The 25,847-nt window shown below is 72.2% G+C and carries 19 protein-coding genes and 1 tRNA gene; 6 read left to right on the top strand and 14 right to left on the bottom strand.

Annotated elements, in window-relative coordinates; translation table 11 throughout:
* Positions 1–13: 13 nt before the first annotated feature.
* Positions 14–104: transfer RNA gene (locus AC5677_RS20280), tRNA-Ser, on the bottom strand.
* A 242-nt stretch (positions 105–346) separates the two neighbouring features.
* On the opposite strand from AC5677_RS20280, the gene AC5677_RS20275 reads away from it, so the two are divergent.
* Positions 347–892 (top strand): SSI family serine proteinase inhibitor, encoded by a 546-nt coding sequence (locus tag AC5677_RS20275; RefSeq protein WP_497196422.1) that lies wholly within the window; start codon positions 347–349, stop codon positions 890–892.
* A 191-nt stretch (positions 893–1,083) separates the two neighbouring features.
* On the top strand, positions 1,084–5,070 hold the full coding sequence (locus AC5677_RS20270; RefSeq protein WP_497196421.1) for a PAS domain-containing protein: 3,987 nt from the start codon (positions 1,084–1,086) through the stop codon (positions 5,068–5,070).
* A 46-nt stretch (positions 5,071–5,116) separates the two neighbouring features.
* Here the strand turns inward: AC5677_RS20270 and AC5677_RS20265 are convergent, their stop codons facing one another.
* Positions 5,117–6,763 carry a long-chain fatty acid--CoA ligase gene (locus AC5677_RS20265; protein WP_497196420.1) on the bottom strand — a complete coding sequence of 549 codons (1,647 nt, stop codon included), beginning with the start codon at positions 6,761–6,763 and terminating at the stop codon, positions 5,117–5,119.
* Between the two features lie 114 nt (positions 6,764–6,877).
* The gene (locus AC5677_RS20260) at positions 6,878–7,498 is read right to left on the bottom strand and encodes a TetR/AcrR family transcriptional regulator (protein ID WP_497196419.1); all 621 of its coding nucleotides are present in this window, start codon (positions 7,496–7,498) and stop codon (positions 6,878–6,880) included.
* Between the two features lie 36 nt (positions 7,499–7,534).
* On the opposite strand from AC5677_RS20260, the gene AC5677_RS20255 reads away from it, so the two are divergent.
* Positions 7,535–8,335, top strand: a complete 801-nt coding sequence (locus tag AC5677_RS20255) for an alpha/beta fold hydrolase (protein ID WP_497196418.1) — start codon at positions 7,535–7,537, stop codon at positions 8,333–8,335.
* A 61-nt stretch (positions 8,336–8,396) separates the two neighbouring features.
* Here AC5677_RS20255 and AC5677_RS20250 read toward each other — a convergent pair whose 3' ends face one another.
* Positions 8,397–10,301, bottom strand: coding sequence for a SpoIIE family protein phosphatase (locus tag AC5677_RS20250; RefSeq protein WP_497196417.1), 1,905 nt, complete (start codon positions 10,299–10,301; stop codon positions 8,397–8,399).
* A gap of 219 nt (positions 10,302–10,520) precedes the next feature.
* Here AC5677_RS20250 and AC5677_RS20245 point away from each other — a divergent pair, with 219 nt between their 5' ends.
* Positions 10,521–14,789, top strand: a complete 4,269-nt coding sequence (locus AC5677_RS20245) for a HAMP domain-containing protein (protein ID WP_497196416.1) — start codon at positions 10,521–10,523, stop codon at positions 14,787–14,789.
* A complete protein-coding gene (locus AC5677_RS20240; protein WP_497196415.1) occupies positions 14,786–15,649 on the top strand; it encodes a response regulator in 864 nt (287 codons plus the stop codon). The genes AC5677_RS20245 and AC5677_RS20240 overlap by 4 nt, the downstream gene beginning before the upstream one ends.
* A 9-nt stretch (positions 15,650–15,658) precedes the next feature.
* Here the strand turns inward: AC5677_RS20240 and AC5677_RS20235 are convergent, their stop codons facing one another.
* The 8 genes from AC5677_RS20235 to AC5677_RS20200 form a co-directional block, all read right to left on the bottom strand.
* Complete coding sequence (locus tag AC5677_RS20235; RefSeq protein ID WP_497196414.1) at positions 15,659–16,204, bottom strand: GNAT family N-acetyltransferase; 546 nt, start codon at positions 16,202–16,204, stop codon at positions 15,659–15,661.
* A gap of 94 nt (positions 16,205–16,298) precedes the next feature.
* Positions 16,299–16,832, bottom strand: coding sequence for a SigE family RNA polymerase sigma factor (locus tag AC5677_RS20230; protein WP_497196413.1), 534 nt, complete (start codon positions 16,830–16,832; stop codon positions 16,299–16,301).
* Positions 16,833–16,991: 159 nt separating this feature from the next.
* Entirely contained in the window at positions 16,992–18,158 is a 1,167-nt protein-coding gene (locus AC5677_RS20225) for a lipid-transfer protein (RefSeq protein WP_497196412.1), read from the bottom strand.
* Positions 18,155–18,544 (bottom strand): MaoC family dehydratase, encoded by a 390-nt coding sequence (locus AC5677_RS20220; RefSeq protein WP_497196411.1) that lies wholly within the window; start codon positions 18,542–18,544, stop codon positions 18,155–18,157. The genes AC5677_RS20225 and AC5677_RS20220 overlap by 4 nt, the downstream gene beginning before the upstream one ends.
* On the bottom strand, positions 18,541–19,590 hold the full coding sequence (locus AC5677_RS20215; RefSeq protein WP_497196410.1) for an acyl-CoA dehydrogenase family protein: 1,050 nt from the start codon (positions 19,588–19,590) through the stop codon (positions 18,541–18,543). Before AC5677_RS20215 ends, AC5677_RS20220 begins: the two co-directional genes overlap by 4 nt.
* Entirely contained in the window at positions 19,590–20,522 is a 933-nt protein-coding gene (locus AC5677_RS20210; protein WP_497196409.1) for a bifunctional MaoC family dehydratase N-terminal/OB-fold nucleic acid binding domain-containing protein, read from the bottom strand. The genes AC5677_RS20215 and AC5677_RS20210 overlap by 1 nt, the downstream gene beginning before the upstream one ends.
* On the bottom strand, positions 20,519–21,694 hold the full coding sequence (locus tag AC5677_RS20205; RefSeq protein ID WP_497196408.1) for an acyl-CoA dehydrogenase family protein: 1,176 nt from the start codon (positions 21,692–21,694) through the stop codon (positions 20,519–20,521). The genes AC5677_RS20210 and AC5677_RS20205 overlap by 4 nt, the downstream gene beginning before the upstream one ends.
* A gap of 248 nt (positions 21,695–21,942) precedes the next feature.
* Positions 21,943–22,251: a hypothetical protein gene (locus AC5677_RS20200; protein ID WP_497196407.1), complete on the bottom strand. Its 309-nt coding sequence runs from the start codon at positions 22,249–22,251 to the stop codon at positions 21,943–21,945.
* Between the two features lie 645 nt (positions 22,252–22,896).
* Between AC5677_RS20200 and AC5677_RS20195 the strand changes: the two genes are divergently transcribed.
* Positions 22,897–23,760: a bifunctional DNA primase/polymerase gene (locus tag AC5677_RS20195; RefSeq protein WP_497196406.1), complete on the top strand. Its 864-nt coding sequence runs from the start codon at positions 22,897–22,899 to the stop codon at positions 23,758–23,760.
* 171 nt (positions 23,761–23,931) lie between these two features.
* Here AC5677_RS20195 and AC5677_RS20190 read toward each other — a convergent pair whose 3' ends face one another.
* A complete protein-coding gene (locus AC5677_RS20190) occupies positions 23,932–24,708 on the bottom strand; it encodes a class I SAM-dependent methyltransferase (RefSeq protein ID WP_497196405.1) in 777 nt (258 codons plus the stop codon).
* Positions 24,709–24,962: 254 nt separating this feature from the next.
* Positions 24,963–25,451, bottom strand: coding sequence for a GNAT family N-acetyltransferase (locus AC5677_RS20185; RefSeq protein WP_497196404.1), 489 nt, complete (start codon positions 25,449–25,451; stop codon positions 24,963–24,965).
* Positions 25,452–25,847 lie beyond the last annotated feature (396 nt).

The following is a 25,847-nucleotide window of genomic DNA, read 5'->3' as shown; positions in this document are numbered from 1 at the left end:
GAACGAAGAGAAGCGGAGGCGGAGGGATTTGAACCCTCGATGGGGGGTAAGCCCCAAACCGCATTAGCAGTGCGGCGCCATAGACCGGACTAGGCGACGCCTCCACACACCCCACGCGCGCACGCACGCTGTGGTGTGTCCAGATGATGGCACAGCTCTGCGGGCTGTCACCAATCGCCCCCTACGGTACTAGGCCCGCGGGCCACCCGGCAAAGACGTTCCTGCGGCGCAACGTCGGGGCTCGCGACGCGTTAGGAGTGTCGGGAACCGCGTCGACCCGCGTGTCGTGCGCCCCCGGCGTGTACGTACCGCGTACCGCCCCGCACTCGCCTCTCTGGAGCCCGTGATGCCGTATCGCCGGACGAACCCCGGGAAGTCGCTTCTCGTCGCCGCCACGACCGCCGCCGTGTCCCTCGTCTGTGCGGCGCCCGCCCTCGCCGCCCCGATCCCGCTCCCGATCCCGCTGCCGATTCCGCTGGCCGACCAGCGGCCCGCCGACAACGACACCGGCATCGGGCTGACCGACGAGCTGCTCGGCACCGTCCCCGCCCACCGCACGGCCGGCGACCACCTCACCGTCACCGTCCGCCACTCCGGCTCGCGGGCCACCGACCGCACCTACGAGCTGCGCTGTCACCCCGACGGCGGCAACCACCCCGACGCCAAGGCGGCCTGCGACAAGCTGGACGGGATGACGCGGTGGGGACGGGACACCTTCGCGGGGGTCCGGCCGGACTCCATGTGCACGGCGATCTACGGCAGCGCGGCCACCGCGCATGTCACCGGCACCTGGGCGGGACGCCCGGTCGACGCCCGCTTCCGGCGCACCAACGGGTGTGAGATCGAACGCTGGCGCCGCTTCGTACCCCTGCTCCCGCGCACCACTTCGTGACCCGGTTCATGACGGAGTAGCGCCCCAGGTCAGGACGAGGGGCACATGTCGGGCGTGCGGCGAGTCGCACACGACCGTGGCATTACCTCCTCGTCATGCGCCTCCGCTTCGCGGGCACATGCCCGTAGACTCCACCCCAGCGGTCCGCCACGGCGGGTCGGCAAGGTGCGGTAACAGGGAGGAAGCGACTCGTGAGCAGCAGGCCATCCCGAGGCGCTGCTCGCCTCGCAGCCATACTCGATGCCCTTCCCGACGCGCTGTTGCTCGTCAACTGCAACGGCACGGTCGTCAACGCCAACACCATTGCGCTGGAGACGTTCGAGGCGCCCGGTACCGCCCTGGTCGGCCGCGGCCTGCTGGACCTGCTGCCGACCTTCGACTCCAAGCGGATCCCGGGCTCCATGCGGCGCCGGGACGAGGAGTCCGAGGGCGGCCGGACGAAGCCGACGCGGATGGTGGCACGGCGTACGGACGGGACCGAGCTGCTGGTCGAGGTGACCAGCGCCAACCTGGAGGACGGCCGCACGCCGTACGAGTCCTCCTTCGAGGCCGCGTACGCCGATCACCGCAACGGCTACACGGGCGATGAGCTGCTGATGCTCGTCGTGCGCGATCTGACCGGGACGCTGGACACCGAGGCGGAGCTGGCGCGCCAGCAGCGGCAGACCGAGATGATCCTGCGGGCCGCGGCCGAGGGCGTGGTCGGGGTCGACGCCGAGGGCAAGGTCGTTCTCGTCAATCCGTCCGCGGCGCAGATCCTCGGGTACCGCGCGAGTGAGCTGGGCGGCAAGGAGCTGCATCCGCTGATCCACCACTCGCGGGCGGACGGTTCGGCGCTGCCGTGGGAGGACACGCCGCTGGCCGACACCCTCAAGTCCGGGCGCAAGCACCGGGTGCGGGGGCAGGCCCTGTGGGCGAAGGACGGGCGGTCGGTGTCCGTCGATCTGACGACGGCGCCGGTGCGGGACGGGGACCAGCTCGTCGGCGCGGTGATGACCTTTACGGACCGGCGTCCCTACGACGCGCTGGCGGCGCGGCACGCCCAGCTGCTCGCCGTGCTCGACCAGGCGCTGCGCGGGCCGTTGGAGGAGCTGACCGGCGAGCTCGGCACCCTCGCGGCCGACCCGGCCGGCCAGCTGTGGCCGGAGGCGAACCAGATCCTGCACCATCTGGCGGCCGGTCACGCCCGGATGACGACGCTGGTCGACAACGTCCTGAGCTATCAGCGGCTGGACGCCGGGGCGGAGCGGCTCAACCGCACCAAGGTCTCGATGGACAAGGTCGTCGCGGCGGGTGTGGAGGGCGCGGTCGAGCTGATCGGGCCGGGCCGGGCGCAGTTCGCGGTGCATGCGCCCCCGATAGACGCCCTGGTCGACGCGGACCGGATGGCGCAGGCGCTGTCGCATCTGATCGCGGATGTCGCGGGTGTGGACTCGACGGGCCGGATGCCGGCGGGCGCCGGCGCGCCGGGCTCGGGCGCCGCCGGCCGTACGGGGCCGATCCCCGGGGACTCGACGATCGTGGTGGCGGCCGCCAAGCGCGGGGACGTCGTACGGATCGAGGTGCGCGGCCCGTTCGGCGGCGGCGACCCGGTCCATGAGCCTCTCGTGCGCGGGATCGTGCGGCAGCACGGCGGGCTGCTGCAGACCCATGAGGTGCCCGGCGGCTCGGGCGCGGGCGGCAGCGCGTATGTGCTGGAGCTGCCGGTGGCGGCGGACGGTCCGGAGAAGACGGCCGGGGCGGACAAGGTCGCCGAGGCGACCGGCGAGACGACGGTGATGCCGGTACCGGCCGCGCGGGCGCGGGGCACGCAGCCGGCCGGGGCCGATGCGGGCGAGGGCGACACGGGCCGGGGCGCGGCCGCGGCCGCCGGGGATTCCGGTACGGAAGGCGGCGCGCAGCCGACCGGGCGGCGCCGGGCGCGCCACTCGGGTGCCGAGCAGGGTGCGGGCCCCCGTGCGCTCGGCCCGGCGACCGGTGCGCCGGGTGCCGACGGCGCCGGGGCCGGTGCGGCGGAGGGCGGTGCGCCGGCCCTCCCGGCCGGGTCCGGCCAGGGCCGCGGTGCGGGCGAGGTGAACGATGCGGGTGACGGCGGGGTGCCCGCGGCGGGCGGCGGTGCCGACGCGGGGAGCGGTGGCGCGGGTGCCGCGGCGCCCGGCCCGGTTCCGGGGCAGCCGCAGCCGCAGATCCCCGGTCAGGGGCAGCCGCAGGGACTTTCGCCGGTGCAGCCGGGTGGCCGGCGGGCGCGCCGGGCGCTGGGCGCGGCGCCGGAACGGGGCGCGCAGGGCGAAGCCGGTCAGATGCCGGTGCCGCCGGGCGGGCAGCCGCAGTCGGCGGCGCGGTCCGCGGAGCCGTCGGCGCCCGCGGGTGCGCGGGCCGCCTTTGCGCTGCCGCCCGCCGCGGCCGACCGGACGCCTCAGCCGGAGCAGTCGGTGCCCGCGCTCGCCGCGGCCACCGGGCAGCCCGCCGGTCCGCAGGACGGCGGCGGTACGGGGCGGCGCCGGGCACGGCGGCCGGCCGCCGACGGCGCGGGCGAGATGCCCGGCGCGCGGCCGGGATTCGAACTGGAAGCGGCCGGCTCCGGTGCCGAGCACGACGCCGCCGAGCCGGGCACGTGGGAGGGCGAGCCGACCGGGCGCCGCCGGGCCCGGCGGGCCGCGGCCGAGGAGCGGGCGGCGGCCGCGATGGCCGATTCCGAGGCGTCCGGCACCTTCGTCGCGGGCCCGGAGGGGCTTGTGGCGCAGCCGACCGAGCCCTCGGAGGAGACCGGTACGGCAACGGGTACGGCCCCGGGTGTCGCCCCGGCGCCGGCTCAGATCACGGACGGCGCCGCCGAAGCGCCCGGCGCCGCCGCACCGGCCCCCACGGGCCGCAGGCGCGGCCGCCCCAGCCCCGCCGAGGAGGCCCCGGCTCCGGGGGCGCAGGCAGCCGTCCCGCCGCAGGGCCGGGCGCCCGTCCCCGCGGCCCGGCAGCCGCTGCCGCCGACCTCCGATGACGACGGCGCCGCGGGCCACTCCAACGGGCGGGCCTTCAGCGTGCGCACGCTCGGCCAGGGCGTGCCGTTCGCCCAGCAGATCGCCGACCAGCAGCGCCCCCCGGCGCCCCCCGGCAGCACCCCGCCCGGTGGCACGTCCGCCGGTTCGGGCCGCCGCCGCAAGCTCGCCGCGCCTCAGGAGCGGCGTGCCCAGGACGACGAGCGCGCCCCGGCCGCCCAGGGAGACCGGCCGGGGGCCCAGCCGGGAGCCCAGCCGCCCCAGCAGGCCAAGCCCGCGCAGTCGGCCGACCGGCCCAAGCCGCCGTCCCCGCCCCAGCCGCGTCTGAGGGATGTCGGCGAGGGCCGCGCCTTCGCGATCTCCGCGCCCGACGAGGGCAGCGAGGGTCCCGAGCCGCTGGACGGTCCGAACGGCGCCATCGAGGTGATGGACCGTCAGCCGCCGCCGATGGACGACGAGCTGCCGCCGGAGCCGCTGGACAATCCGCGCCGGCTGCTGGTGTGGCCCGCGCCGGACGTCGCGACCCAGCAGGCGCTGAGCGACCGCGGCTACCGGCCGGTGATCGTCAACTCCCGCGAGGAGGTCGACGCGCAGATCGCGGCGTACCCCGCGGCGCTCTTCGTCGACCCGCTGACCGGGCCGATCACCCGTACCGCGCTGCAGTCGCTGCGCCAGGCGGCGGGCGCGGCCCAGGTCCCGGTGCTGGTGACCGCCGGACTGGGCCAGGCGACCCGAGAGGCCGCGTACGGCGCCGACCCGGCCGTACTCCTCAAGGCGCTCGCACCGCGCGACGGTGAGAACCATCCGGCGCGGGTGCTGCTGATCGAGCAGAACGACGCCATCGCGGGTGCCCTGACGACCTCTCTGGAGCGGCGCGGGATGCAGGTCGCGCGGGCCGACGCGGACACCGACGCGGTGACCCTGGCGACGCAGATGCGGCCGAATCTCGTGGTGATGGACCTGATGCAGGTCCGCCGCCGGCGGGCCGGCATCGTCGACTGGCTGCGCGCCAACGGGCATTTGGACCACACCCCGCTGGTCGTCTACACCTCCGCCGACATGGACCCCGCCCAGCTGCCGCGGCTCGCCGCCGGGGAGACGGTGCTCTTCCTGGCCGAGCGCTCCACCAGCGCCGAGGTGCAGGCCCGGATCGTCGATCTGCTGGCCAAGATCGGCACGAACTGACGCACGGGGGGCGGTGTTTCACGTGAAACACCGCCCCCCGCTCGCCTCATCCCAGCCGCGTCACGGTCAGCTCCCCGTCGGCGTACTGCCGCCGCAGCACCTTCTTGTCGAACTTGCCCACGCTGGTCTTCGGCACCACCGGGATGACCGCCCACCGCTCCGGCAGCTGCCAGCGCGCGACCCGTTCGCCGAGGAAGGCCTTCAGCTCCTCGTAGGTGACCGACGAGCCGTCCGTCACCACGACCGTCGCCAGCGGCCGTTCGCCCCACTTCTCGTCCGGTACGGCGACCACCGCGGCCTCCGCGACGCCCGGGTGGGCCATCAGATGGTTCTCCAGCTCGACGGACGAGATCCATTCGCCGCCCGACTTGATGACGTCCTTGGCGCGGTCGGTGAGCGTCAGATAGCCGTTGGGGGTGATGGTGCCGACGTCACCGGTGCGCAGCCAGCCATCGGGGCTGAACTTGTCCTCCGGGCGCAGCGGTTCGTCCCGGCCGCCGAAGTACGCGCCCGCGATCCAGGGCCCGCGGACCTCCAGTTCGCCCGCGGACTCGCCGTCCCAGGGCAGCTCCTCGCCGCCCGGGCCGATCAGCCGCGCCTCCACGGAGGCGGGGAAGCGGCCCTGGGTGGCGCGGTAGGCCCACTCCTCCTCGCCGCTCACCCCGGCCGGCGGATGTCCCACGGTGCCCAGCGGGGAGGTTTCGGTCATGCCCCAGGCGTGGACGACGCGGATGCCGTGCCGCTCCTGGAAGCCGCGCATCAGGACGGGCGGGCAGGCGGAGCCGCCGATGATGACCGTGCGCAGGCTGCTGACATCGCGCTCGGTGGCGTCCAGTTCGGCGAGCAGCCCCTGCCAGATGGTGGGGACGGCGGCGCCGATGGTGGGCCGCAGCGACGCGATCATCTCGGCGAGCGGGGCCGGCTGGAGGAAGCGGTCCGGCATCAGCAGCGAGGCGCCGGCCATGAAGGCGGCGTGCGGCAGGCCCCAGGCGTTCACATGGAACATCGGCACGACCGGCAGCGCGAGGTCGCGGGGGGCGAGCGCGAACGACTCGGCGGTGTTGACCTGGAGGGAGTGCAGATAGACCGAACGGTGGCTGTAGAGCACGCCCTTGGGGTCCCCGGTGGTCCCGGAGGTGTAGCAGAGGGCGGCGGCCTCCCGTTCGTCGATCTCCGGCCAGTCGTAGGTCTCCGGGCGGCCGGCGAGCAGCTCCTCGTAGTCGTGCACCTGGGCGGCGGCTCCGGCGAGCAGGGAGCGGTCGCCGGGGCCCACGACGACGAGGTGTTCCACCGTGGGCAGCTGCGGCAGCAGGGGCGCGAGGAGCGGGAGCAGGGTGCCGTTGACGAGGATGACGCGGTCCTCGGCGTGGTGGACGATCCAGGTCAGCTGCTCGGCGGGCAGCCGCAGGTTGAGGGTGTGCAGCACCGCTCCCATGGAGGGGATGGCGAGATATGCCTCCAGGTGCTCCGCGTTGTTCCACATGAGGGTGGCCGTGCGCTCCTCGGCGGCCACCCCGAGTTCGTCGCGGAGCGCATGCGCCAGCTGCGCGGCCCGGCGGCCGACCTCGGCGAAGGTGCGGCGGTGCGGTTCCGTATCGGTCCAGGTGATGACCTCCGAATCGCCGTGGACGGTCGATCCGTGGGCCAGGATTCGCGAGACCGTGAGCGCTACGTCCTGCATCGTGCTGAGCACCGGGTGCCTCCGCTTGGTTACGGACGGGTAGTGGTGCTGCGATTCTCGACGCATACCGCTTGGTATGTCACGCCCTTGAAGTGTGTTCTTGCCCGCAGGCCACGGAACGGTGGGTCAGGACGCCGGTGACACGAGCTGTCGGCAGATCACCGCGTGGGCGAGCCGCGCCGTCGCGAGCAGATCCTCGCGGGGCGCGTCGAGGCGGGAGCGCGCCGACAAGCCGTGCCAGATGGACTGGATGAGCCCGGTCAGCACCGCCGCGTCGGTCCCGGCGGCCAGTTCCCCGTCCTGCACCGCCCGTTCGACGCGGGCGAGGAGGATCTGCTCGTTCGAGCGGTGGAGTTCGGCGATATAGGCGCCGGTGTCGAGCGTGCTCGCGCTGTCGGCCATCGCGGCGCTGCTGATGAGGCACCCGGGATGCGTCTCGCCCGGCTGCGTGAACTCGTGGACCGAGCCGGTGAGGACGGCTTCGATGACGGCCGGGAGGTCCTTCTCGGCGACGGCCTGCCGGTAGATCTCCCGGTAGCGCTCGGCGTAGGTCCGCACCGCTTCCTCGAACAGCCCGGCCTTGCTGCCGAAGGCCGCGTAGAGGCTGGAGGTGGAGAGCCCGAGGGCGGCCGTCAGGGCGCGGGTCGACGTGCCGGAGTAGCCGCGTCGCCAGAAGAGGCGAGCGGCGTCGAGGACCGCGCGGTCGCGGTCGAAGGCTCGGGGGCGTCCACGGTTCGGCTGGGGCACGATTGCATTGTAGATCGTTCGCTCCATAATGGAGTTATGGAGCGAACGTTTCAGAAGAGGCTGCCGGTCGGCGGGGGCAGCTGGGTCACGGTCGATGTGTACGGGGAGCCGGACGCCGGGGGTCTCGTCGTCGTCCCCGGGGTGATGAGCGATGCGCACGGATGGCGCGGCGTCGCGCGCGCCCTCGACGCCTGGCCGTCGGTGGCCGTGGTGAACCGCCGGGGCCGGGCGCCCTCGGGGCCGTTGACCGGCGGGTACTCGCTGCGGACCGAGGTCGAGGACCTCGGCGTGATCCTCGATGAGCTCGGCGGCGCGCGGACGGTCTTCGGCTGGAGCTACGGCGGCCTGATCGCCTTGCTGGCCGCCAACGACCGGCCGATACCCCAGGTGATCGCCTACGAGCCGGTGATGCGACCGTTCGGCCGTCATGCCCTGCCCGGCCTGAAGGCCGCCGAGGAGACGGCGGACCGGGACCGCGGCGTCGAGATCGTGAACCGGGACATCTCCGGTTTCGACGCGGCGCATGTGGCGGCCCTGCGCGCCGACCGTCAGGGGTGGGCGGCCCTGCGGCGGCTGAGCGGGCCGCTGTATGCCGAAATCGGCGCGCTGAACGCCGCGCCGGCACCGGAGGCGATGGGGCGGCGGGCGGACCGCGTCGATCTGATCATCGGCCGGTGCAATCGTGGAAGGGCGCCCTACGGGGTGTCGTTCGACGACGTCCGGCGGCGGGTCGCGGACGCCGCGGTCCACGAACTTCCCGGCCAGGGCCATCTGGCCCACATCCAGGCGCCGGCGGAGCTCGGGCGCCTGGTCAACGGCCTCGCCGCCGCCCGATGACGCCCCCGCCGACGCCCCTGCCCACGCGCCGCCGTACGCGCCTCGGCGGCACGGCGCCCGGTCAGGTCGCCGCGCTCGCGCCCCGCCGTCCGTTCCCGCCCCGGACCGCCTGGAGCACCAGCACCGACAGATCGTCCTCCACCGGCCCGGTGCCGAAGTCGTGCGCCGCGCGCCGTACGTGTTCGGCCAGCGCCTTGGCGCCCAGCCCGATGCCGTCCCGGAGGATGTCGGCCAGGCCGTCGTTGTCGTCCAACTGCCAGTTGCCGCAGCGGCGTTCGGTGACGCCGTCGGTGACGCAGAGGAGGGTTTCGCCGGGGGCGAGGTCGAAGGAGCTGGCCTGGAACTCCGTGCCCTCGTCGATGCCCAGGAGCATTTGGGGGTCGGAGGCCGGCTCCACCCGCCCGTCGCCGAACAGATGCAGCGGCGGCGGATGGCCGGCGGTGGCGACCGTGCAGTGGGCGCCGGCCACGCCCGGTTCGACCTCCAGCTCGCCGTAGAGCAGGCTCAGGAAGCGGGAGCTGGCCTGTTCGCCGCTCAGCTCCACGGCCTCCGCACTGTCCTCGGCCATCGCGGTGTTCAGCCGGTCGAGCACGGACTCCACGCCGTGCCCCTCGCGGGCCAGCAGCCGCACCAGATGGCGGGCCAGTCCGGTGACCGACATCGCCTCCGGGTCCTTGCCCTGGACGTCCCCGAGCAGGAAGCACCAGCGGTGTTCGCCCATCGGGAAGATGTCGTAGAAGTCGCCGCCGACGGTCTGCCCCTCGCCGTGCGGCTCGTAGACGATGGCCGTGTCGACGCCCTCGATGCTGGCCAGCGACGCGGGCAGCTGGCGGCGCTGGAGCGCCTGGCTGATGGTGGTCTGCCGGGTGTACTGGCGGGCGGTGAACACGGCCTGGGCCACCCGCCGGGCCACGTCCTCCACCATCCGTACGACGGTGTCGGTCATCTGCAGCTGCCCGGCCCGGCCGAGCAGCAGGAGGCCCTGCTCGGTGTCCCGGGCCACCAGGGGGAAGGCCAGCGCCGAGCCGCCGGTGCGCTGGGCGCCGGCGCTTTCCGGCCAGGGCCAGGGGGTGCCGGCGGTGCGGACGCCGAAGGACGGGGTGTCCCGCTCCAGGTCGGCGCGGAGCGGCAGGATGCGCCGCTCGTCGACGTGCCAGACCCGGGACAGCCGCATTTCGGAGCCCTCGGTGTTCAGCCAGATGGCGCACCAGTCGGCGAGGCGGGGGACGAGCAGCTGGGCCGCGAGCGCGGTGACCATTTCCTGGTCGAGCTGCCCCGCCAGCAGCTCGCTGGTCTCGGCCAGAAACGACGGGCCGCCGCGGTCGGCCCATTCGGCGGCGTGTGCGCGGGAGGCGACGGCGGGATGACCGGGCGGGGGATGTGTGGTGCGCCCGGCGCCGCGGGGCCGGGCGGGCGGCGGGGGGCCGGGGACCTCGGGCTCGCCCTCCCTGGCCACGAGGCGGAACCACACCGTCTTCTCGGACTGCCGGTAGGTGACGCCCCAGGCATCGGCCACCGCGCTGACCAGCTGGAGGCCGTAGCCGGGCTCCCCGCTGCGGGCATCCACCCCGCCGTGTACGCCCCGGGAGGGGTGCCGGTCGGCCACCTCGACGACGACGCCCATGACGGCGGGGCGGTCGTCCGGGTGGGCGGTCCCGCCGTCGGCGCGCTTGCCGCCGTCCCGCGACGCCCCGTCCGGCTCCCCGGCCGGCTCCAGGCGGCAGGTCACGTCGATCTCCGTACCGGCGTACATGACGGCGTTGGTGACCAGTTCGCTCACCAGGAGCAGGACGTCGTCGATGAAGCGCTCGGTGAGCGCCGCGGCCCACGGGGTGACCGGGCGCCGCCGGGCCCGCTCCATGAGCACCGTCCGGACGAATTTCCGGGCACCGGCGGGCGCGAGCTGATTCGCCGGCAGCCCCTTCCGGGACACGGCTTCCGTCGCGGGTGCGGACAACGGCCCCACTGCACCCCCCGGGAACGCCTGGGAAGAACTAATGGTGAGCGCTTTATACTATGACATATCTGCCCAAATGGATCACTGGGGGGATGGTGTGCCATGGCCCTCGACCCGGCCCGGCCCGACTCCGCTTCTCCACCTCCGCACCCGGCACATTCCCCCTCTCCTGCCCCCTGCGACACCACACCTGACGGGCAGGAGGGGGACACGCGCGCGCCGCAGTCGATGACGGGCGACCTGCAGCAGATCCGCACCGGCGATCTGCGGCAGCTGCTGGCGGCCATGCACGCCCTGTGCGACGGGGATTTCACGGCGCGCGCGGACGGCGTCCATGACGGGGCGCTGGCCGATATCGCGGGGGTCTTCCACCAGATCGTGGCGCGTAACGCCCATCTGGCCGATGAGCTGCAGCGGGTCCGGCGCGAGATCGTCCGGCAGGGCAGGGTGGACGAACGGATCACGGCGAGCCCCGGCCAGGGCGGCTGGACGGGCAATGTCGACGCGGCCAACACCATGCTCGACGCTCTTGTGGTCCCGATCTCGAAGGCCACTCGGGTGCTGGACGCGGTGGCGGACGGCGATCTGACCCAGCACGTCGATCTGCACCACGGCAACCGCCAGCTCCGCGGCGATCTGCGCCGCCTGGGCAGCGGCGTCAACCGCATGGTGGACCAGCTGTCGCTGTTCACCGGCGAGGTCACGCGAGTGGCCCGCGAGGTCGGCACGGAAGGCCGGCTCGGCGGCCGGGCCAAGGCCCAGGGCCTCTCCGGTGACTGGCTGCATGTGACCGAGGCGGTCAACACCATGGCGTCGCGGCTGACGGCGCAGGTGCGGGACATCGCGGTCGTCACCACGGCGGTGGCGCGCGGCGACCTGACCCAGCAGGTGACGGTCGAGGCCACCGGCGAGCTGCTGGAGCTGAAGCTGACCGTGAACAAGATGGTCGACCAGCTGCGGGCCTTCGCCGACGAGGTCACCCGCGTGGCCCGCGAGGTCGGCACGGAAGGCCAGCTGGGCGGCCGCGCGCAGGTCAGGGGCGTATCCGGAGTCTGGAAGGACCTCACCGACAACGTCAACTTCATGGCGTCCAACCTGACCTGGCAGGTCCGCAACATCGCGCAGGTGACCACGGCAGTGGCCAACGGCGACCTCAGCCAGAAGATCACCGTGGATGCGCAGGGCGAGATCCTGCAGCTCAAGTCGACGGTCAACACGATGGTCGACCAGCTGTCCGCCTTCGCCGACGAGGTCACCCGCGTGGCCCGCGAGGTCGGCACCGAAGGCAGGCTGGGCGGCCGCGCGCAGGTCAGGGGCGTATCCGGAGTCTGGAAGGACCTCACCGACAGCGTCAACTTCATGGCCGACAACCTGACCACCCAGGTCCGCAACATCGCTCTGGTGGCCACGGCCGTCGCGGAGGGCGACCTCGGCAAGACGATCACCGTGGAGGCCAAGGGCGAGATCCTGGAGCTCAAGACCACGATCAACACCATGGTCGACCAGCTGTCCGCCTTCGCCGACGAGGTCACCCGCGTCGCCCGCGAGGTCGGCACCGAAGGCAACCTCGGCGGTCAGGCGCAGGTCAGGGGCGTATCCGGAGTCTGGAAGGACCTCACCGACAACGTCAACTCGATGGCGCTCAACCTGACCTCCCAGGTCCGCAACATCGCGCAGGTGACGACCGCCGTGGCCAACGGCGACCTGTCGAAGAAGATCGACGTGGACGCCCGGGGCGAGATCCTGGAGCTGAAGGAGACCGTGAACACCATGGTCCAGCAGCTGCGGGCGTTCGCGGACGAGGTCACCCGCGTGGCCCGCGAGGTCGGCACCGAGGGCAGGCTGGGCGGCCGCGCGCAGGTCCACGGCGTATCGGGGGTCTGGAAGAACCTCACCGACAACGTCAACTCCATGGCCGACAACCTGACCTCCCAGGTCCGCAACATCGCGCAGGTCGCCACGGCCGTGGCGAAGGGCGACCTGTCGAAGAAGATCGACGTGGATGCGCGCGGCGAGATCCTGGAGCTGAAGACCACCATCAACACCATGGTCGACACCCTGTCGTCGTTCTCCTCCGAGGTGACCCGCGTCGCCCGCGAGGTGGGCAGCGAGGGCCAGCTGGGCGGCCAGGCCCGGGTCGAGGGCGTCTACGGCACCTGGAAGAAGCTCACCACCAGCGTCAACGAGCTGGCGCTGAACCTGACCACGCAGGTCCGCGCGATCGCCGAAGTCGCCAGCGCGGTCACCCAGGGCGATATGTCCGGCTCCATCTCCGTGGAGGCCCAGGGCGAGGTCGCCGCACTGAAGAACAACGTCAACCTCATGGTGGCCAACCTCCGCGAGACCACCCGCGCCAAGGACTGGCTGGAGTCCAACCTCACCCGTATCGCCGGCCTGATGCAGGGCCACCGCGACCTGGTCGAGGTCGCCGATCTGATCCTGCGCGAGCTGACACCGCTGGTGAACGCGCAGTTCGGCGCCTTCTTCCTGGCTGAGGCGGGCGCAGAGCCGGGCGAAGGACTGGAGTTCATCGCCGGCTACGGAACCGAGCAGGCCGACGGGCGGCGCTCGCTGCCCAGCCCCGGCGCCCCCGGCTGGGGCCTGATCACCCAGGCCGCGATGGAGAAGAAGCGCATCCTCGTCGACGCCGTCCCCCCGGACTACATCACCATCCGCTCCGGCCTCGGCGCCGCCGCCCCCGCCAGCGTCGTCATCCTGCCCGTCCTCTTCGAGGACCAGGTGCTCGGCGTGATCGAGCTGGCGTCGTTCAGCAGGTTCAGCGAAGTGCACCTCGCCTTCATCGACCAGTTCGCCAACACCATCGGCGTCTCCATCAACACCATCATCGCCAACTCCCGTACCGAGTCCCTCCTTTCGGAGTCGCAGCGGCTGACCGCCGAGCTGCGCCAGCGCTCCGACGAGCTGCAGCTCACCAACGCCGAGCTGGAGGAGAAGGCCGCACTGCTGGCCACGTCCTCCCAGTACAAGTCCGAATTCCTCGCCAATATGTCGCACGAACTGCGCACCCCCCTCAACTCCCTGCTCGTGCTCTCCCGCCTCCTCGCCGACAACCCCGACAGCCGGCTCTCCGCACAGGAGGTGGAGTTCGCGGTCACCATCCACCGCGCCGGCTCCGACCTCCTCCAGCTCATCAACGACATCCTCGACCTGTCGAAGATCGAGGCGGGGAGGATGGACGTCCACCCCAAGGCGCTCCCCCTGGACAAGCTCCTCGACTACGTCCGGGCGACCTTCCGCCCGCTCACCGTCGACCGCGGCCTCTCCTTCAACGTCAAGGTCGGCGAGGGCGTCCCCCACGAGCTGTACTCCGACGAACAGCGCCTCCAGCAGATCCTGCGCAACCTCCTCTCCAACGCCGTGAAGTTCACCTCCACCGGCGGCGTCGAGCTCAGCGTCGAACGCGTCCCCTCCGTGGGCTTCACCGAGGAGTCCCTGCGCAACGCCGATGTCGTCATCGCCCTCGCGGTCAAGGACACCGGCATCGGCATCCCGGCGGAGAAACTCGACGGCATCTTCGAGGCGTTCCAGCAGTCCGACGGCACCACCAACCGCAAGTACGGCGGCACCGGCCTCGGCCTCTCCATCAGCCGCGACATGGCCGCCCTGCTCGGCGGCCGGATCATCGCCGAAAGCGAGCCCGGCATCGGCTCGACCTTCACCCTCTTCGTCCCCGCCCGCTACAGCAGCGCCACCCCCCTCTCCGTCTCCCCGGCCGCGACCCCCGCCGCCCTACCTCCTGTACGTGAGAACACCGCTACGCACCGTGAGGTTGCCGCGCCGGGCGAACAGGCCACCGAGCAGACGGCCGCCACCGCGGAAACCACCGAGGACGCGCTCGCCGAACACCGCGCGGACGGCCTCCCGACGCCGGAAGCCCCCACCCTCGCCGGAGTCCAGTCCGCCCCGCGGCCCGACGGCTCGGACGTCGCCTGGCCGGAGACCACCAGGCTCAGGGAATGGCTGAGCGGCCGCCCCGGCCGGGTGCTGGCCAACCGCCGCATCCTCATCGTCGACGACGACATCCGCAACGTCTTCGCCCTCACGCACGTCCTGGGCCGGGTCGGCATCAGCGTGAAGTACGCGGAGAACGGCCGCGAGGGCCTTGAGGTCCTGGACCGGACGCCCGATGTCTCGCTGATCCTGATGGACATCATGATGCCCGAAATGGATGGCTACGAGATGATCAAGGCGATCCGTCACGCACCCCGCTTCGCGGACCTGCCGGTCATCGCCCTCACCGCGAAGGCCATGCCGGGCGACCGCGAGAAGGCGATCGAGAGCGGGGCCGACGACTACATCCCCAAGCCGGTCGACGTCGACCGGCTGCTGGCCGTGATCTGCCGCCTCCTGGATCCGCAGGACCGTACCGACGTCGTACGGCCGGAGCCCGAAGCGGCCGGGGCGGCGGCCGAAACGACCGATGCGGCGGCCGGTGTCGGCGGTGACGCCACCGGCGCGGCGGGAGAGGCCACATGACCACCACACCCGACAGCACCACCAGCATCCTCATCGTCGACGACATGGAAGAGAACCTGGTCGCCCTCGAGGCCGTCCTCGGGTCGCTCAGCCAGCACGTGGTCCGCGCGCGCTCGGGCGAGGAGGCGCTCAAGGCGATGCTGCGCCAGGAGTTCGCGGTGGTCCTCATCGACGTGCTGATGCCGGGCATGAACGGCTTCGAGACCGCCGCCAACATCAAGGGCCTCGACCAGACCAAGGACGTCCCGATCATCCTGCTGACCGGCGCCTCCGTGGACCCCAACTACGCCTACCGCGGCTACACGGTCGGCGCGGCCGACTTCCTCGTCAAGCCCTTCGACCCGTGGCTGCTGCGCACCAAGGTCAACGTCTTCCTCGAACTGCACCGCAAGAACCGCCAACTCGCCGCCCAGGCAGAGCAGTTGAAACGACTGCTGACCTCGGAGGAGGAGACCGAGCAGCTGACCCCGGCACCCGCCGACCACCCCACGCAGACACCGGCGCCCGCCGGCCCTCCGCCCGCCCCCGCCGGCCCGCCCCAGACCGCGCAGCCCATGGAGGCCAGGGAGGCCAGGGAGGCCAGGGAAGCCACCGAGCTCCCGGAGCCCGCCGTGGTGACAGAGACCCCGGCGGCCTCCCCCGCCTCACTGTCACCGGAGCCCGCCATCCCCCCGGGGCAGGACGCCCTCACCACGGCCGGGGCCGGCGAGGCCGCCCGCCTGGCGGACGTCGTCGGCCAACTCACCGAGATCGAAACCATGCTGCGCGAGGCCCAGGGCGCCGAGCCCACCAGCCTCGCCGACCGCATCGCGGAGCTGGAACAGGCGGTGGGCAGACTCCTGGTGAGCCGGGGGAGGTAACCGGGGCCGTTACCGTGCGGCCGAGATCCGGTACACCACGCTGCGGCGCAGGGGGCCCTCGGGGAACGTCGGGTCGTCGAAGTCGTCGGCGGGGTCGTGGCGCATGCCGATGCGGCGCATCACCGCCTGGGAACGGAGGTTGGCGGCGGACGTGACGGCGAGGATCTCGGGCAGGGCGAGGGTCCCGAAGCCGAAGGACAGTACGGCCCGGGCAGCCTCCGTGGCGTAGCCGTGGCCCCAGGCCCGCCGCGCCAGCCGCCAGCCGGCCTCCACCCCGGTGAACGGCATGTCCTCGTCCACCGGGTCCAGGCCGGTGAACCCGATGAACGCGCCGGTGGCACGCACCTCCACCGCCCACCACCCCCAGCCCCGCCGGTCGATATCGGCCTGGAAGCGGGCCGCCGATGCCTCGCTCTGCGCGCGCGTGAGCACGTCCGGGAAGTAGGCGCGGACCTCGGGGTCGGCGTTCATCGCCGCCCAGGGGGCGAGGTCGGACTCCCGCCAGCCGCGGAGTATCAGGCGCTCGGTTCGCAGTTCGGTGCGCGGTTCGGACATCGCGCCAAGGTAGTGCAGCCGGGCCGTGCCGCCTCGGGATTTTTCCGCCGGCGCCGGTCGCCGGCGCCCGGCCGGTGCCGGTCGCGGCGCGCCCCTACCCGATCATCGCCAGCTCCGGATCCTCCCGGAGCTTGGCCAGGGCGCGGGACACGGCGCTCTTGACCGTACCGACCGAGACCTCCATGACCTCGGCGGTCTGAACCTCGCTGAGGTCCTCGTAATACCGCAGGACGACCATGGCCCGCTGACGGGCGGGCAGCCGCATCACCGCGCGCCACATCGCGTCGCGCAGGCCCTGCAGCTCGGCCGGGTCGGGGGCCGGTGTCGTCTCCGGCTCGGGCAGTTCGTCGCAGACGTACTCCTCGACCTTGCGCTTGCGCCACTGGGACGTGCGGGTGTTGATCAGCGCGCGGCGGACGTAGCCGTCCAGCGCGCGGTGGTCCTCGATCCGCTCCCATGCCACGAAGGTCTTGGTGAGCGCCGTCTGGAGCAGGTCCTCGGCGTCGTTCGGATTGCCGGACAGCGACCGCGCGGCGCGCAGCAGGACCGGCCCCCGGGCCCGTACGTAGGACGAGAACGACGGGTACACAGCGGCGGCCGAAGCCCTCTTGCACACTGGCGTGGTCATGGGATCCACGCTAGAAGCGGGGCAGGGGGTGAGGGATCGGCCCCAGGTGCCGAAGACCTCTCCCTCTCAAGTTGTACGAGTGGCTCACGCGGTACCTCCTCAGGGGGGACGGACCGGCGACAACCCCTAGGTGACCGCGCCCGGCGCGGTTGCATCCCGTCAGCCGTCCCGGCCCAGCACCAGCCCCGAGGTCGGCACCCCGGTCCCCGCGGTCACCAGCACCTGCGCCGCATCCGGTACCTGATTGACGGACGTGCCGCGCAGCTGCCGCACCGCCTCCGCGATGCCGTTCATGCCGTGCAGATACGCCTCGCCCAGCTGCCCGCCGTGGGTGTTGAGCGGCAGCGCGTCCGAGGCGACGAAATCGGCGGCCTCACCGGGCCCGCAGAACCCGAATTCCTCCAGCTGCATCAGCACGAACGGCGTGAAGTGGTCGTAGAGGATCGCGACGTCGACATCGGCGGGGGCGAGGCCGGAGGTGCGCCACAACTGCCGGGCGACGACGTTCATTTCGGGAAGTCCCGTCAGATCGTCGCGGTAGAAGCTGGTCATCTGCTCCTGCGCCCGGCCGGCCCCCTGCGCCGCGGCCGTGATCAGCGCGGGCCGTTGGCGCAGATCACGGGCCCGCTCCGGGGACGTCACGACGATCGCCTGGCCGCCGTCGGTCTCCTGGCAGCAGTCCAGCAGCCGCAGCGGCTCCACGATCCACCGGGAGGCGGCGTGGTCGGCGAGGGTGATGGGCCTGCCGTAGAAGTACGCGGCGGGGTTACGGGCCGCATGGCGACGGTCGGTGACGGCGACCGGGCCGAAGGCGTCCGGCGTCAGACCGTAGGTGTGCAGATAGCGCTGGGCGGCCATGGCGACCCAGGACGCGGGCGTGAGCAGCCCGTAGGGGAGGTTCCAGCCGAGCGCCGCACCCTCGGCGGACGGCTCGCGGTGCTGGACCCCGGAGCCGAAGCGGCGGCCGGAGCGCTCGTTGAAGGCGCGGTAGCAGACGACGACGTCGGCGATGCCGGTGGCGACGGCCAGGGCCGCCTGCTGAACGGTGGCACAGGCCGCGCCGCCCCCGTAGTGGACGCGTGAGAAGAAGGACAGCTCGCCGATGCCGGCCGCCTGGGCGACGGTGATCTCGGGGTTGGTGTCCATGGTGAAGGTGACCAGGCCGTCGACGTCGGCGGGGGTGAGTCCGGCGTCGTCGAGGGCGGCGTGGACGGCCTCGACGGCGAGCTTGAGTTCGCTGCGGCCGGAGTCCTTGGAGAACTCGGTGGCGCCGATGCCGGCGATGGCGGCGCGGCCGGAGAGGGAGTCGGGTCGGCGCAGGCTCATCGGTCGGCTCCCAGCTGGACGGTGACCGTGCCCGTGACGTGCCGGCCGAGCCCATTGGCGCCGATCACCTGCACCTGCGCCGTACCGTCGTCGACGGCGGTGACCGTGCCGCTCAACACCATCGTGTCTCCCGGGTAGTTGGGCGCGCCGAGCCGTATCGCCACCTTCCGCAGTACGGCGGTGGGCCCGAAGTGGTCGGTGATGTAGCGGCCGACCAGGCCGTTGGTGGTGAGGATGTTCATGAAGATGTCGGGCGAGCCCTTCTCCTTGGCGAGCTCGGCGTCGTGGTGCACGTCCTGATAGTCGCGGGAGGCGAGGGCGCCGGCGACGATCAGGGTGCGGGTGATGGGGACGGTGAGCTGCGGCAGCTCGTCACCGGCTCTCATGCCCGGTCCTCCTCCTTGGTCAGCAACTCGCCGAGTTCTTCCAGAAGCTGGGCACCGGGCCCCAGATAGGCGGCCAGCTGGCGGCCCCAGAGGAAGTGCCGGTGTACGGGATGGTCGATGTCGGCGCCGATACCGCCGTGCAGATGCTGGCCCGCGTGCACCACCCGGACGCCCGCCTCGGCGGCCCACCAGGCGGCGGTCAGCGCGTGCGCGGCGGCGTCCAGCCCCGCGTCCCGGCGCCAGCCCGCCTCGTACGCGGTGACCCGGATCGCCTCGGTGTCCATGTGCGCGTCGGCGGCCCGCAGCAGCACGCCCTGGTTGGTGGAGAGCGGGCGTCCGAACTGTTCGCGGGTGGTGGTGTGCGCGACCGCGCGCGCCAGGGAGCCCGCGCACACCCCGGCCTGGAGGGCGGCGCAGGCGGTACGGGCGACGGCCAGCACATCGGCGTACGCGCCAATCCCGCCCAGCCGCTCGCCGGGCGCCCCGTCCAGGACGAGCCGCCCCGCCGACCACGGCGCGGTCGTCTCCACCGGCTCCCGCCGCACCCCCGCCGCATCGGTCCGCACCAGCCACAGCGTCCGCCGGGCGTCCGCCACCAGGACATGGGTGGCCTCGCGCAGCCACGGCACCGCCCCGACCGCGCCGGTCAGCCGCCCCGGCCCGCCCGGCCGCCCCTCGGCCCGTACGCCGGGCTGCGCCGGAAACGCGCCCGTCGCCACCTGGGCGCCGTCCCGCAGACCGGGCAGCAGCCGCGCGCGCTGCTCGTCCGTACCGTGCCGGGCGAGCGCCAGCACGCCGTACACGCAGGTCGCGGCGAACGGCACCTGCGCCGTGACCCGCCCCTGCTCCTCCAGCAGCAGTACCAGCCCCAGCAGCCCGATCTCCTCGACCGCGCCCGGCAGCCCGGCCGCGCACAGGGCCTTCCACAGCTCGGCGTCCGAGCCGGTCCCGGCGGCCGCGAGCCGTTCGTGCGTGGCGAGATCGCCGAAGATCCGCGCCGCGAGCTCCTGGGCCGCGGCCTGCTCCTCCGTGGGCGTGAAGTCCATCAGCCACAGCTCCCCGCCGTCGCGCGGAACACCGGAAGCTCCCACTCCCCGTCCACCCGCAGGAATTCCAGCCGCACCGGCATCCCGATGCGCACCTTGTCGTACGGCACCCCGGTCACATTGCTGACCATCCGCACCCCTTCGGCGAGCTCGACCAGGGCGACGGCATAGGGCCCCGCCGTGTCCCCGGTCTGATCGGGCATCGCGAAGGCGGGGAAGGACGGATGGTGCATGACGACGTACGAGTGGACCGTGCCCTCGCCGCTCGCCTCGACGGTGTCCCACTCCCCCGACCCGCACGCGTTGCATCCGGGCAGCCAGGGGAAGCGGAGCGTCGCGCACCCGCCACACCGCTGGATCAGCAGCCGGTGCTCGCCCACCCCCTCCCAGAACCCGGCGTTGTCCCGGTTGATCACCGGCCGCGGCCGCTTGCCCCGTGGCTTCTTCGGCGCCGGCGCGTACTTGAGGACGCGGAACCGGTGCGTCCCCACCGGCTCCGGATCGCCGTCCACCCGGACGTCCATCCGGGTCGTGATGAAGTGCCCGGTCCCCAGCTTGGTCGTCTTGCGCTCCGACACGGACTCGATCACCCCGGCGAACGCGACCCGGTCCCCGGGGCGCAGCGGGCGCCGGTACTCCTGCTCGCAGTCGGTGGCGACGATCGAGGTGTACCCGGCGTCGTCCAGCAGCCGGGACAGCTCGTCGTACGCGCCCGAGCGGTCCGCGTACCCGGAGAGCCCGGCCATCGTCCAGGCCTGGAGCATCGTCGGCGGGGCGATCGCGTCGGGGCCCTGGTAGGCGGGGTTGGTGTCGCCCATCGCCTCGCACCAGTGCCTGATCATCGGCTCGTTGACCGGGTCCTTGCCGCGGCCGGCGGCGGCCGTCGCCCGCCCCTCGAAGGCCTGGAGCCGCTCGTACGGGATCCCGGTCATCGCCGCCCCCTCCGCATCCCCAGCCGCATCGTCGCCACGATCTCCCGCTGGACCTCGCTCACGCCGCCCCCAAAGGTGTTGATCTGCGCCGCACGGTTCATCCGCTCCAGCTCGCCGTCCCCGAAGGCGCCCGGCGATCCCCGCCGTACGAGGGCGGCGTCGCCGACCGCCTCCTGGCACATCCGGTAGACCTCGACGGTGCTCTCCGTACCGGCGAATTTCACGCCGCTGGCGTCGCCGGGGCCGAGCGTTCCGGCGCCCACATCGCCGACCAGCCGCCAGTTCAGCAGCCGGGTGGCGGCGAGCCGGGCGTGCGCCTCGGCGAGCCGCGACCGCACCCACGGCCGGTCCGCGGGCCGCTCGCCGGTCTCCGGGTCCGGCGTCCGGGCGTATGCCAGCGCCGCGTCGAAGGAGTCCTCGGCCTGCATGCCGATCGCCGCCAACGCGACCCGTTCGTGGTTGAGCTGATTGGTGATCAGCTGCCAGCCGGCGTTCTCCTCGCCGACGAGATTCCCGGCCGGGACGCGTACGCCGTCGTAGTACGTGGCGGTGGTCGTCAGCCCGCCGACGGTCTCGATCGGGGTCCAGGAGAAGCCGGGCGCATCGGTGGGGACCAGGATGATGGAGATGCCCTTGTGCTTGGGGGCGTCCGGGTCGGTGCGGCAGGCCAGCCAGATCCAGTCGGCCTGGTGGGCGTTGCTGGTGAAGCTCTTGCCCCCGTCGATCAGCCAGTCCTGGCCCTGCTCGGCATCCCGGTGGTCCCGTACGGCGCGGGTGCGGAGGGCGGCGAGGTCGGTGCCCGCCCCCGGTTCCGTGTAGCCGATCGCGAAGACGATCTCGCCGCTGAGGATCCGCGGCAGGAAGAAGTCCTTCTGGCGCCGGGTCCCGTACTTCATCAGGGTCGGGCCGACGGTGTTGAGGGTGACCATCGAGACGGGCGCGCCCGCACGGTAGGCCTCGTCGAAGAAGACGAACTGTTCGTCGGGGCCGCGCCCCTGGCCGCCGTACTCGGTCGGCCACCCCAGGCCCAGCATGCCGTCGGCGCCGATCCGGCGGAGGACCGCGCGCTGCCCGGCGGGGTCCTCGACCGGGCCGTCGGGCAGCACCTCCCGGAAGTAGGCGCGGAGTTCGCTACGCAACTGCTCCTGGCGCGCGGTGGGGGCGAGGTGCACGTCGGCGGCCTCCCCTTCTGGTGGCCGTACGTCCGGTGCGCAGGGGATCCGGGCGTACGAACGAGCGAGCGGGTTTCTGACTGTCCGTCAGAAACCCGCTCGCTGTCAAGGTCGGTGCGGTGAACCCCGGACAGTCCCGCCCGCCACACCGACCCCGACAGATCACCTGCCGCATCACCTTGCGGTCAGCCGCCGCTCCCCCTCGCAGCGCCGGCATATCCCCTGCTCATCCGGGGCCCGGTGAGGGCTCAGCCGATGTTGTTGCCGAAGCTGACGGAGGCGTTGTCCTGGTCGATGGCCGTGAACCCGGAGCCGTTCACGCTCGCGGTGTTGTTCTGGTTGGAGGCGCCGGCACCGTTGGCGACCTGCTGGCCGGTGGTCGAGTTTCCGTGGTTGTGGCCGGCGACACCGGTCCCCGTCTGGCTCACTGCGGCCGCGCTCGACCCGTTGTTCGCAAGGCCGCCATTGTCGGCCTGCGCCACACCGCTGAAGAGAACGGCCGCGAAGGGCAGCGCGGCGGCGACAGCGATGACGCGGGCGGTACGAGTGCTTGCCATGTCATTTCCTCCTACGGAACACAACTTCGGGATCTGAACTGCTTGCTCACCGGATCTGACCCACGGACCTGACACCGCCGGATTCCGACCCGCCCGGCCGGCTGAGCCCGCTCGAGCTGCTCGTCCTGCTCAAGCCGCTCGGCCTGCTCAACCTGCCCGGCTCCGCCGAATCCGGCCCGTTCGCCAGCTCCGACTGCCAATTCCGAGTACCAACTCCGTTTGCCAACTCCACTTGCTCACCGGGTAGTTGGCCGACCACCCGGCGTGTGCCTCGACGTCGCGACCTCAGGATTGCCCACCGAATCCCCGGCGAACCCGTCACCAAGGGTCGATTCCCTCGCAAGTATGAGGAACATCGGATAAACCATCTCCGCGCCCCAGCGCCCCCGAACACGCCCCAGAACCCTTCTGACCTGCCCATTCACCCCCTCCCCCGGCCACTCCCCCCTTCCTTTTCTCGAACATTTATACGAAAATGGAGCCATGGGCACGCCACGAAGCAATGCCGCCGCACCACCGCCCACCGAGCCCCCCACCGGACCCCGGCCCGACCGGCGCCCACCGGCCCGCCCCCATCCGGACCCTGCCCCGAGCCCTCAACCGCTCCCCCAAGCCCTCGACCCGGCTGGCGCAGGGGGCACCCCCATGCACAGCGGAGACCCCCATTCCGCCGCCCTCGCCCATGCCCTGCACGCCGCCGAGCGCGGTTACGCCGTCATCCCGCTGACCCGCACCAAGCACCCCGCCGTCCGCTCACCGCACCGCGGCCACCCCGAGTCGCCGCCCTGCCGCGGCGCCTGCGGCCGGATCGGGCACGGCGTCCATGACGCGAGCAGCGACCCGCTCACCATCCGCCGGATGTTCGCCGCGGCCCCCTGGGCCACCGGATACGGCATCGCCTGCGGCCTGCCCCCGCACCACCTCATCGGCGTCGACCTCGACACCAAGAACGGCGCCGACGCCCTCACGGCCCTGCGCTTCATCGCCGAGGCGCACCACTTCCCGCTGCCGCCGACGGTGACGGTCCGCACCCCGAGCGGCGGTCGCCATCTCTGGTTCACGGGCCCGCCGTCGCCCGCCGTGCCCAACTCCGTCGGACGGCTCGCCCCGGGCATCGACATCCGCGGGGCCGGCGGCTATCTGGTCGGCCCCGGCTCCCTCACGGCCCGTGGCCGCTATGTGCTCGCGCCCGGCGCACCCCGCGTGCCGGCCCCCGCCCCGCACGCCCTGCTCGCCCTTCTCACTCCCCCGCCGCCGCGCCACGAGGCCCCCTCCGCCATCCCGCCGCAGCCCGCCTCGGCCCTCGTACGCTTCGTCCGCACATCCCCCGAGGGCCAGCGAAACGCCCGCCTCTTCTGGGCCGCCTGCCGCGCGCACGAGGCCGGACTGGCCCAGGAGCTGGCCGCCCGGCTGATCGAGGCCGCATGCCATACGGGACTGTCCGAACAGGAGGCACGGGCCACCCTCGCCTCGGCGGGCCGCCACCAGGGAAGCCCCAAGCGCCCATGACGCACTCGGGCCAGGACGATGCCCGACACACCCCAGGCGCACGTGGAACGGGCAGGCCCACCGGGAACCCGTGGGCTCACACGGAACGGATGGGCTGAGCTTCCACGGACCGGCGCGGGCGGAACGGACGGGCTCAGGCGGAATGGACGACCCCAGGCAGAACGGACGGCCTCAGGCGGAACGGACGGGCTTACGCGCCTCGATCAAAAACCGCGTCGTATGGGCCACAAAAGCCCCCTCACGGCGGATCAGCTCGTCCAACTCCCGCAGTCGCTCCCGATATCCGTCGACGGTGAAGCCGGGCACCATCCAGATCACCTTCCGCAGAAAGTAAACGACCGCCCCGATATCGAAGAACTCGGTCCGCAGCGACTCCGCGCGCAGATCGACCACTTCCAGCCCCGCCGCCTCCGCGTCCCGGCGGGCGTCCTCGGGGTGGCGGGCGCGCCGTACCTCCTCCGGCTGCGGCCCCAGGAAGTACTCCACCAGCTCGAACACGCTGGCCGGGCCGACCTGTTGGGAGAAGTACGTGCCCCCGGGCCGAAGCACCCGCGCGATCTCCTCCCACCACACCGTCACCGGATGACGGCTGGTCACCAGGTCGAAGGCGCCGTCGGCGAACGGCAGCGGCGGCTCGTCCACATCGGCCACCACAACGGCGCCGAGCGGATGCAGCAGCGCGGTGGCCTTGCCGACATTCGGCGGCCAGGACTCGGTGGCCACCATCACGGGCGGCAGCTTCTCCGCCTCCGCCAGCACCTCACCGCCCCCGGTCTGCACGTCCAACGCGGCCGACGCCCCCGCCAACCGCCCACTCACCGCCCGCTGATAACCCCACGAAGGCCGCTCCTCCGTGGCCCGGCCCGCCAGCCAGGAAAAATCCCATCCCGCGACCGATACGGCGTCGGCCTCGGCCACCAGTTCCTCAAAAGTCCGTGACGTACTCATGACCCCATCGTCGCGACAAAACCCTCAACACGCCAACGAGTTAAGCCCACCCCGAACACCACTCACCAAACCAACCCAGCCCCCCTCCCACACCTGAAAACTTCCACAACGCCCCAAAGAATCCCCACCCCCCGAAGTGCCCTTCCCCCTGGAAGAATTCCCCACCCCGAAGAATCCCCCCACACTCCAATCAAATCCCCGCCCCCGAAAAAACGCTCATCAGCCCGAAGAACGCTCATGGACCGGAAGAACACTCATCCGCCCGAAGATTCCCCAGCGACCGCATCGGATCCCACCCCCACCGGAATCACAAGCTCCGGCCGATCCCACATCACCGCCGGCGGCCTCGCCCATTCCGTACCGGTCCGCTGCGCCCCCACACTCCGGTAAAACCCCTCGGCAGGCGGATGCGACACCACCCGTACACGGTCGATCCCCGCCCGCCGCGCCTCGCCCAGCATGTGATCAATAAGCAGCCGCCCGACGCCCATCCCCTGCGCATGATCAGCCACAAACAACAAATCCAGCTCCGGCGGATCAACGATCAACGAGTAGAACCCGAGCACCCTTCCCTCGCCCACCCCCTCCACCGCCACAAACACCCGATGCACCGCTATGTAATCGGCCCCCATCCGATACCCCTCAACCATCGAGGAATACGGCCCCTGATAAGCACCGGAGCTCCGAACCATCCGCCCGAGCCGCCGCCCGTCCGACGCCTCCGCCCGCCGAATCACCACCATCGCGCACCCGCCCCACAATCCATCAAAACACCCAGTCACTCCACTCACCGCGACAATACCTCACCACCTCGACAACCCACCCCCATTTCCCGAGCCCTAAGCGTTTCCCCCATCGCGCACGCATTCACCCATTCATCCAGCACCCAGCAATTAGCCAGGCGAATGAATGCACCGTCCCGTCCGCCCACTCCCAAGGCCGAGGCCGAACGGCACGCAGAAGGGGCGCCCCGCCAAAGCGAGACACCCCTTCTGAAGGCGAAGCATCACCACTCAATGGAGATGCCTCATTCAGTCCTGGATCACCGAGCCGACACGAACAAGGTACGACGCCCCCGGGCAATGCTTGCTCGACGTCTTCGCGTTGGCGACCCACGGACCGTAGGTGGTGTCCTCAAC

This window comes from Streptomyces sp. JLSY215 (genome assembly GCF_059682825.1).
This window is presented reverse-complemented; position numbering and strand designations above follow the sequence as displayed.

Coding starts and splice junctions, on each gene's coding strand:
- AC5677_RS20275 (WP_497196422.1), top strand. CDS start 347: ATGCCGTATCGCCGGACGAACCCCGGGAAGTCGCTTCTCGTCGCCGCC.
- AC5677_RS20255 (WP_497196418.1), top strand. CDS start 7,535: ATGGAGCGAACGTTTCAGAAGAGGCTGCCGGTCGGCGGGGGCAGCTGG.
- AC5677_RS20245 (WP_497196416.1), top strand. CDS start 10,521: ATGACGGGCGACCTGCAGCAGATCCGCACCGGCGATCTGCGGCAGCTG.
- AC5677_RS20240 (WP_497196415.1), top strand. CDS start 14,786: ATGACCACCACACCCGACAGCACCACCAGCATCCTCATCGTCGACGAC.
- AC5677_RS20235 (WP_497196414.1), bottom strand. CDS start 16,204: ATGTCCGAACCGCGCACCGAACTGCGAACCGAGCGCCTGATACTCCGC.
- AC5677_RS20230 (WP_497196413.1), bottom strand. CDS start 16,832: ATGACCACGCCAGTGTGCAAGAGGGCTTCGGCCGCCGCTGTGTACCCG.
- AC5677_RS20225 (WP_497196412.1), bottom strand. CDS start 18,158: ATGAGCCTGCGCCGACCCGACTCCCTCTCCGGCCGCGCCGCCATCGCC.
- AC5677_RS20220 (WP_497196411.1), bottom strand. CDS start 18,544: ATGAGAGCCGGTGACGAGCTGCCGCAGCTCACCGTCCCCATCACCCGC.
- AC5677_RS20215 (WP_497196410.1), bottom strand. CDS start 19,590: ATGGACTTCACGCCCACGGAGGAGCAGGCCGCGGCCCAGGAGCTCGCG.
- AC5677_RS20210 (WP_497196409.1), bottom strand. CDS start 20,522: ATGACCGGGATCCCGTACGAGCGGCTCCAGGCCTTCGAGGGGCGGGCG.
- AC5677_RS20200 (WP_497196407.1), bottom strand. CDS start 22,251: ATGGCAAGCACTCGTACCGCCCGCGTCATCGCTGTCGCCGCCGCGCTG.
- AC5677_RS20195 (WP_497196406.1), top strand. CDS start 22,897: ATGCACAGCGGAGACCCCCATTCCGCCGCCCTCGCCCATGCCCTGCAC.
- AC5677_RS20190 (WP_497196405.1), bottom strand. CDS start 24,708: ATGAGTACGTCACGGACTTTTGAGGAACTGGTGGCCGAGGCCGACGCC.
- AC5677_RS20185 (WP_497196404.1), bottom strand. CDS start 25,451: ATGGTGGTGATTCGGCGGGCGGAGGCGTCGGACGGGCGGCGGCTCGGG.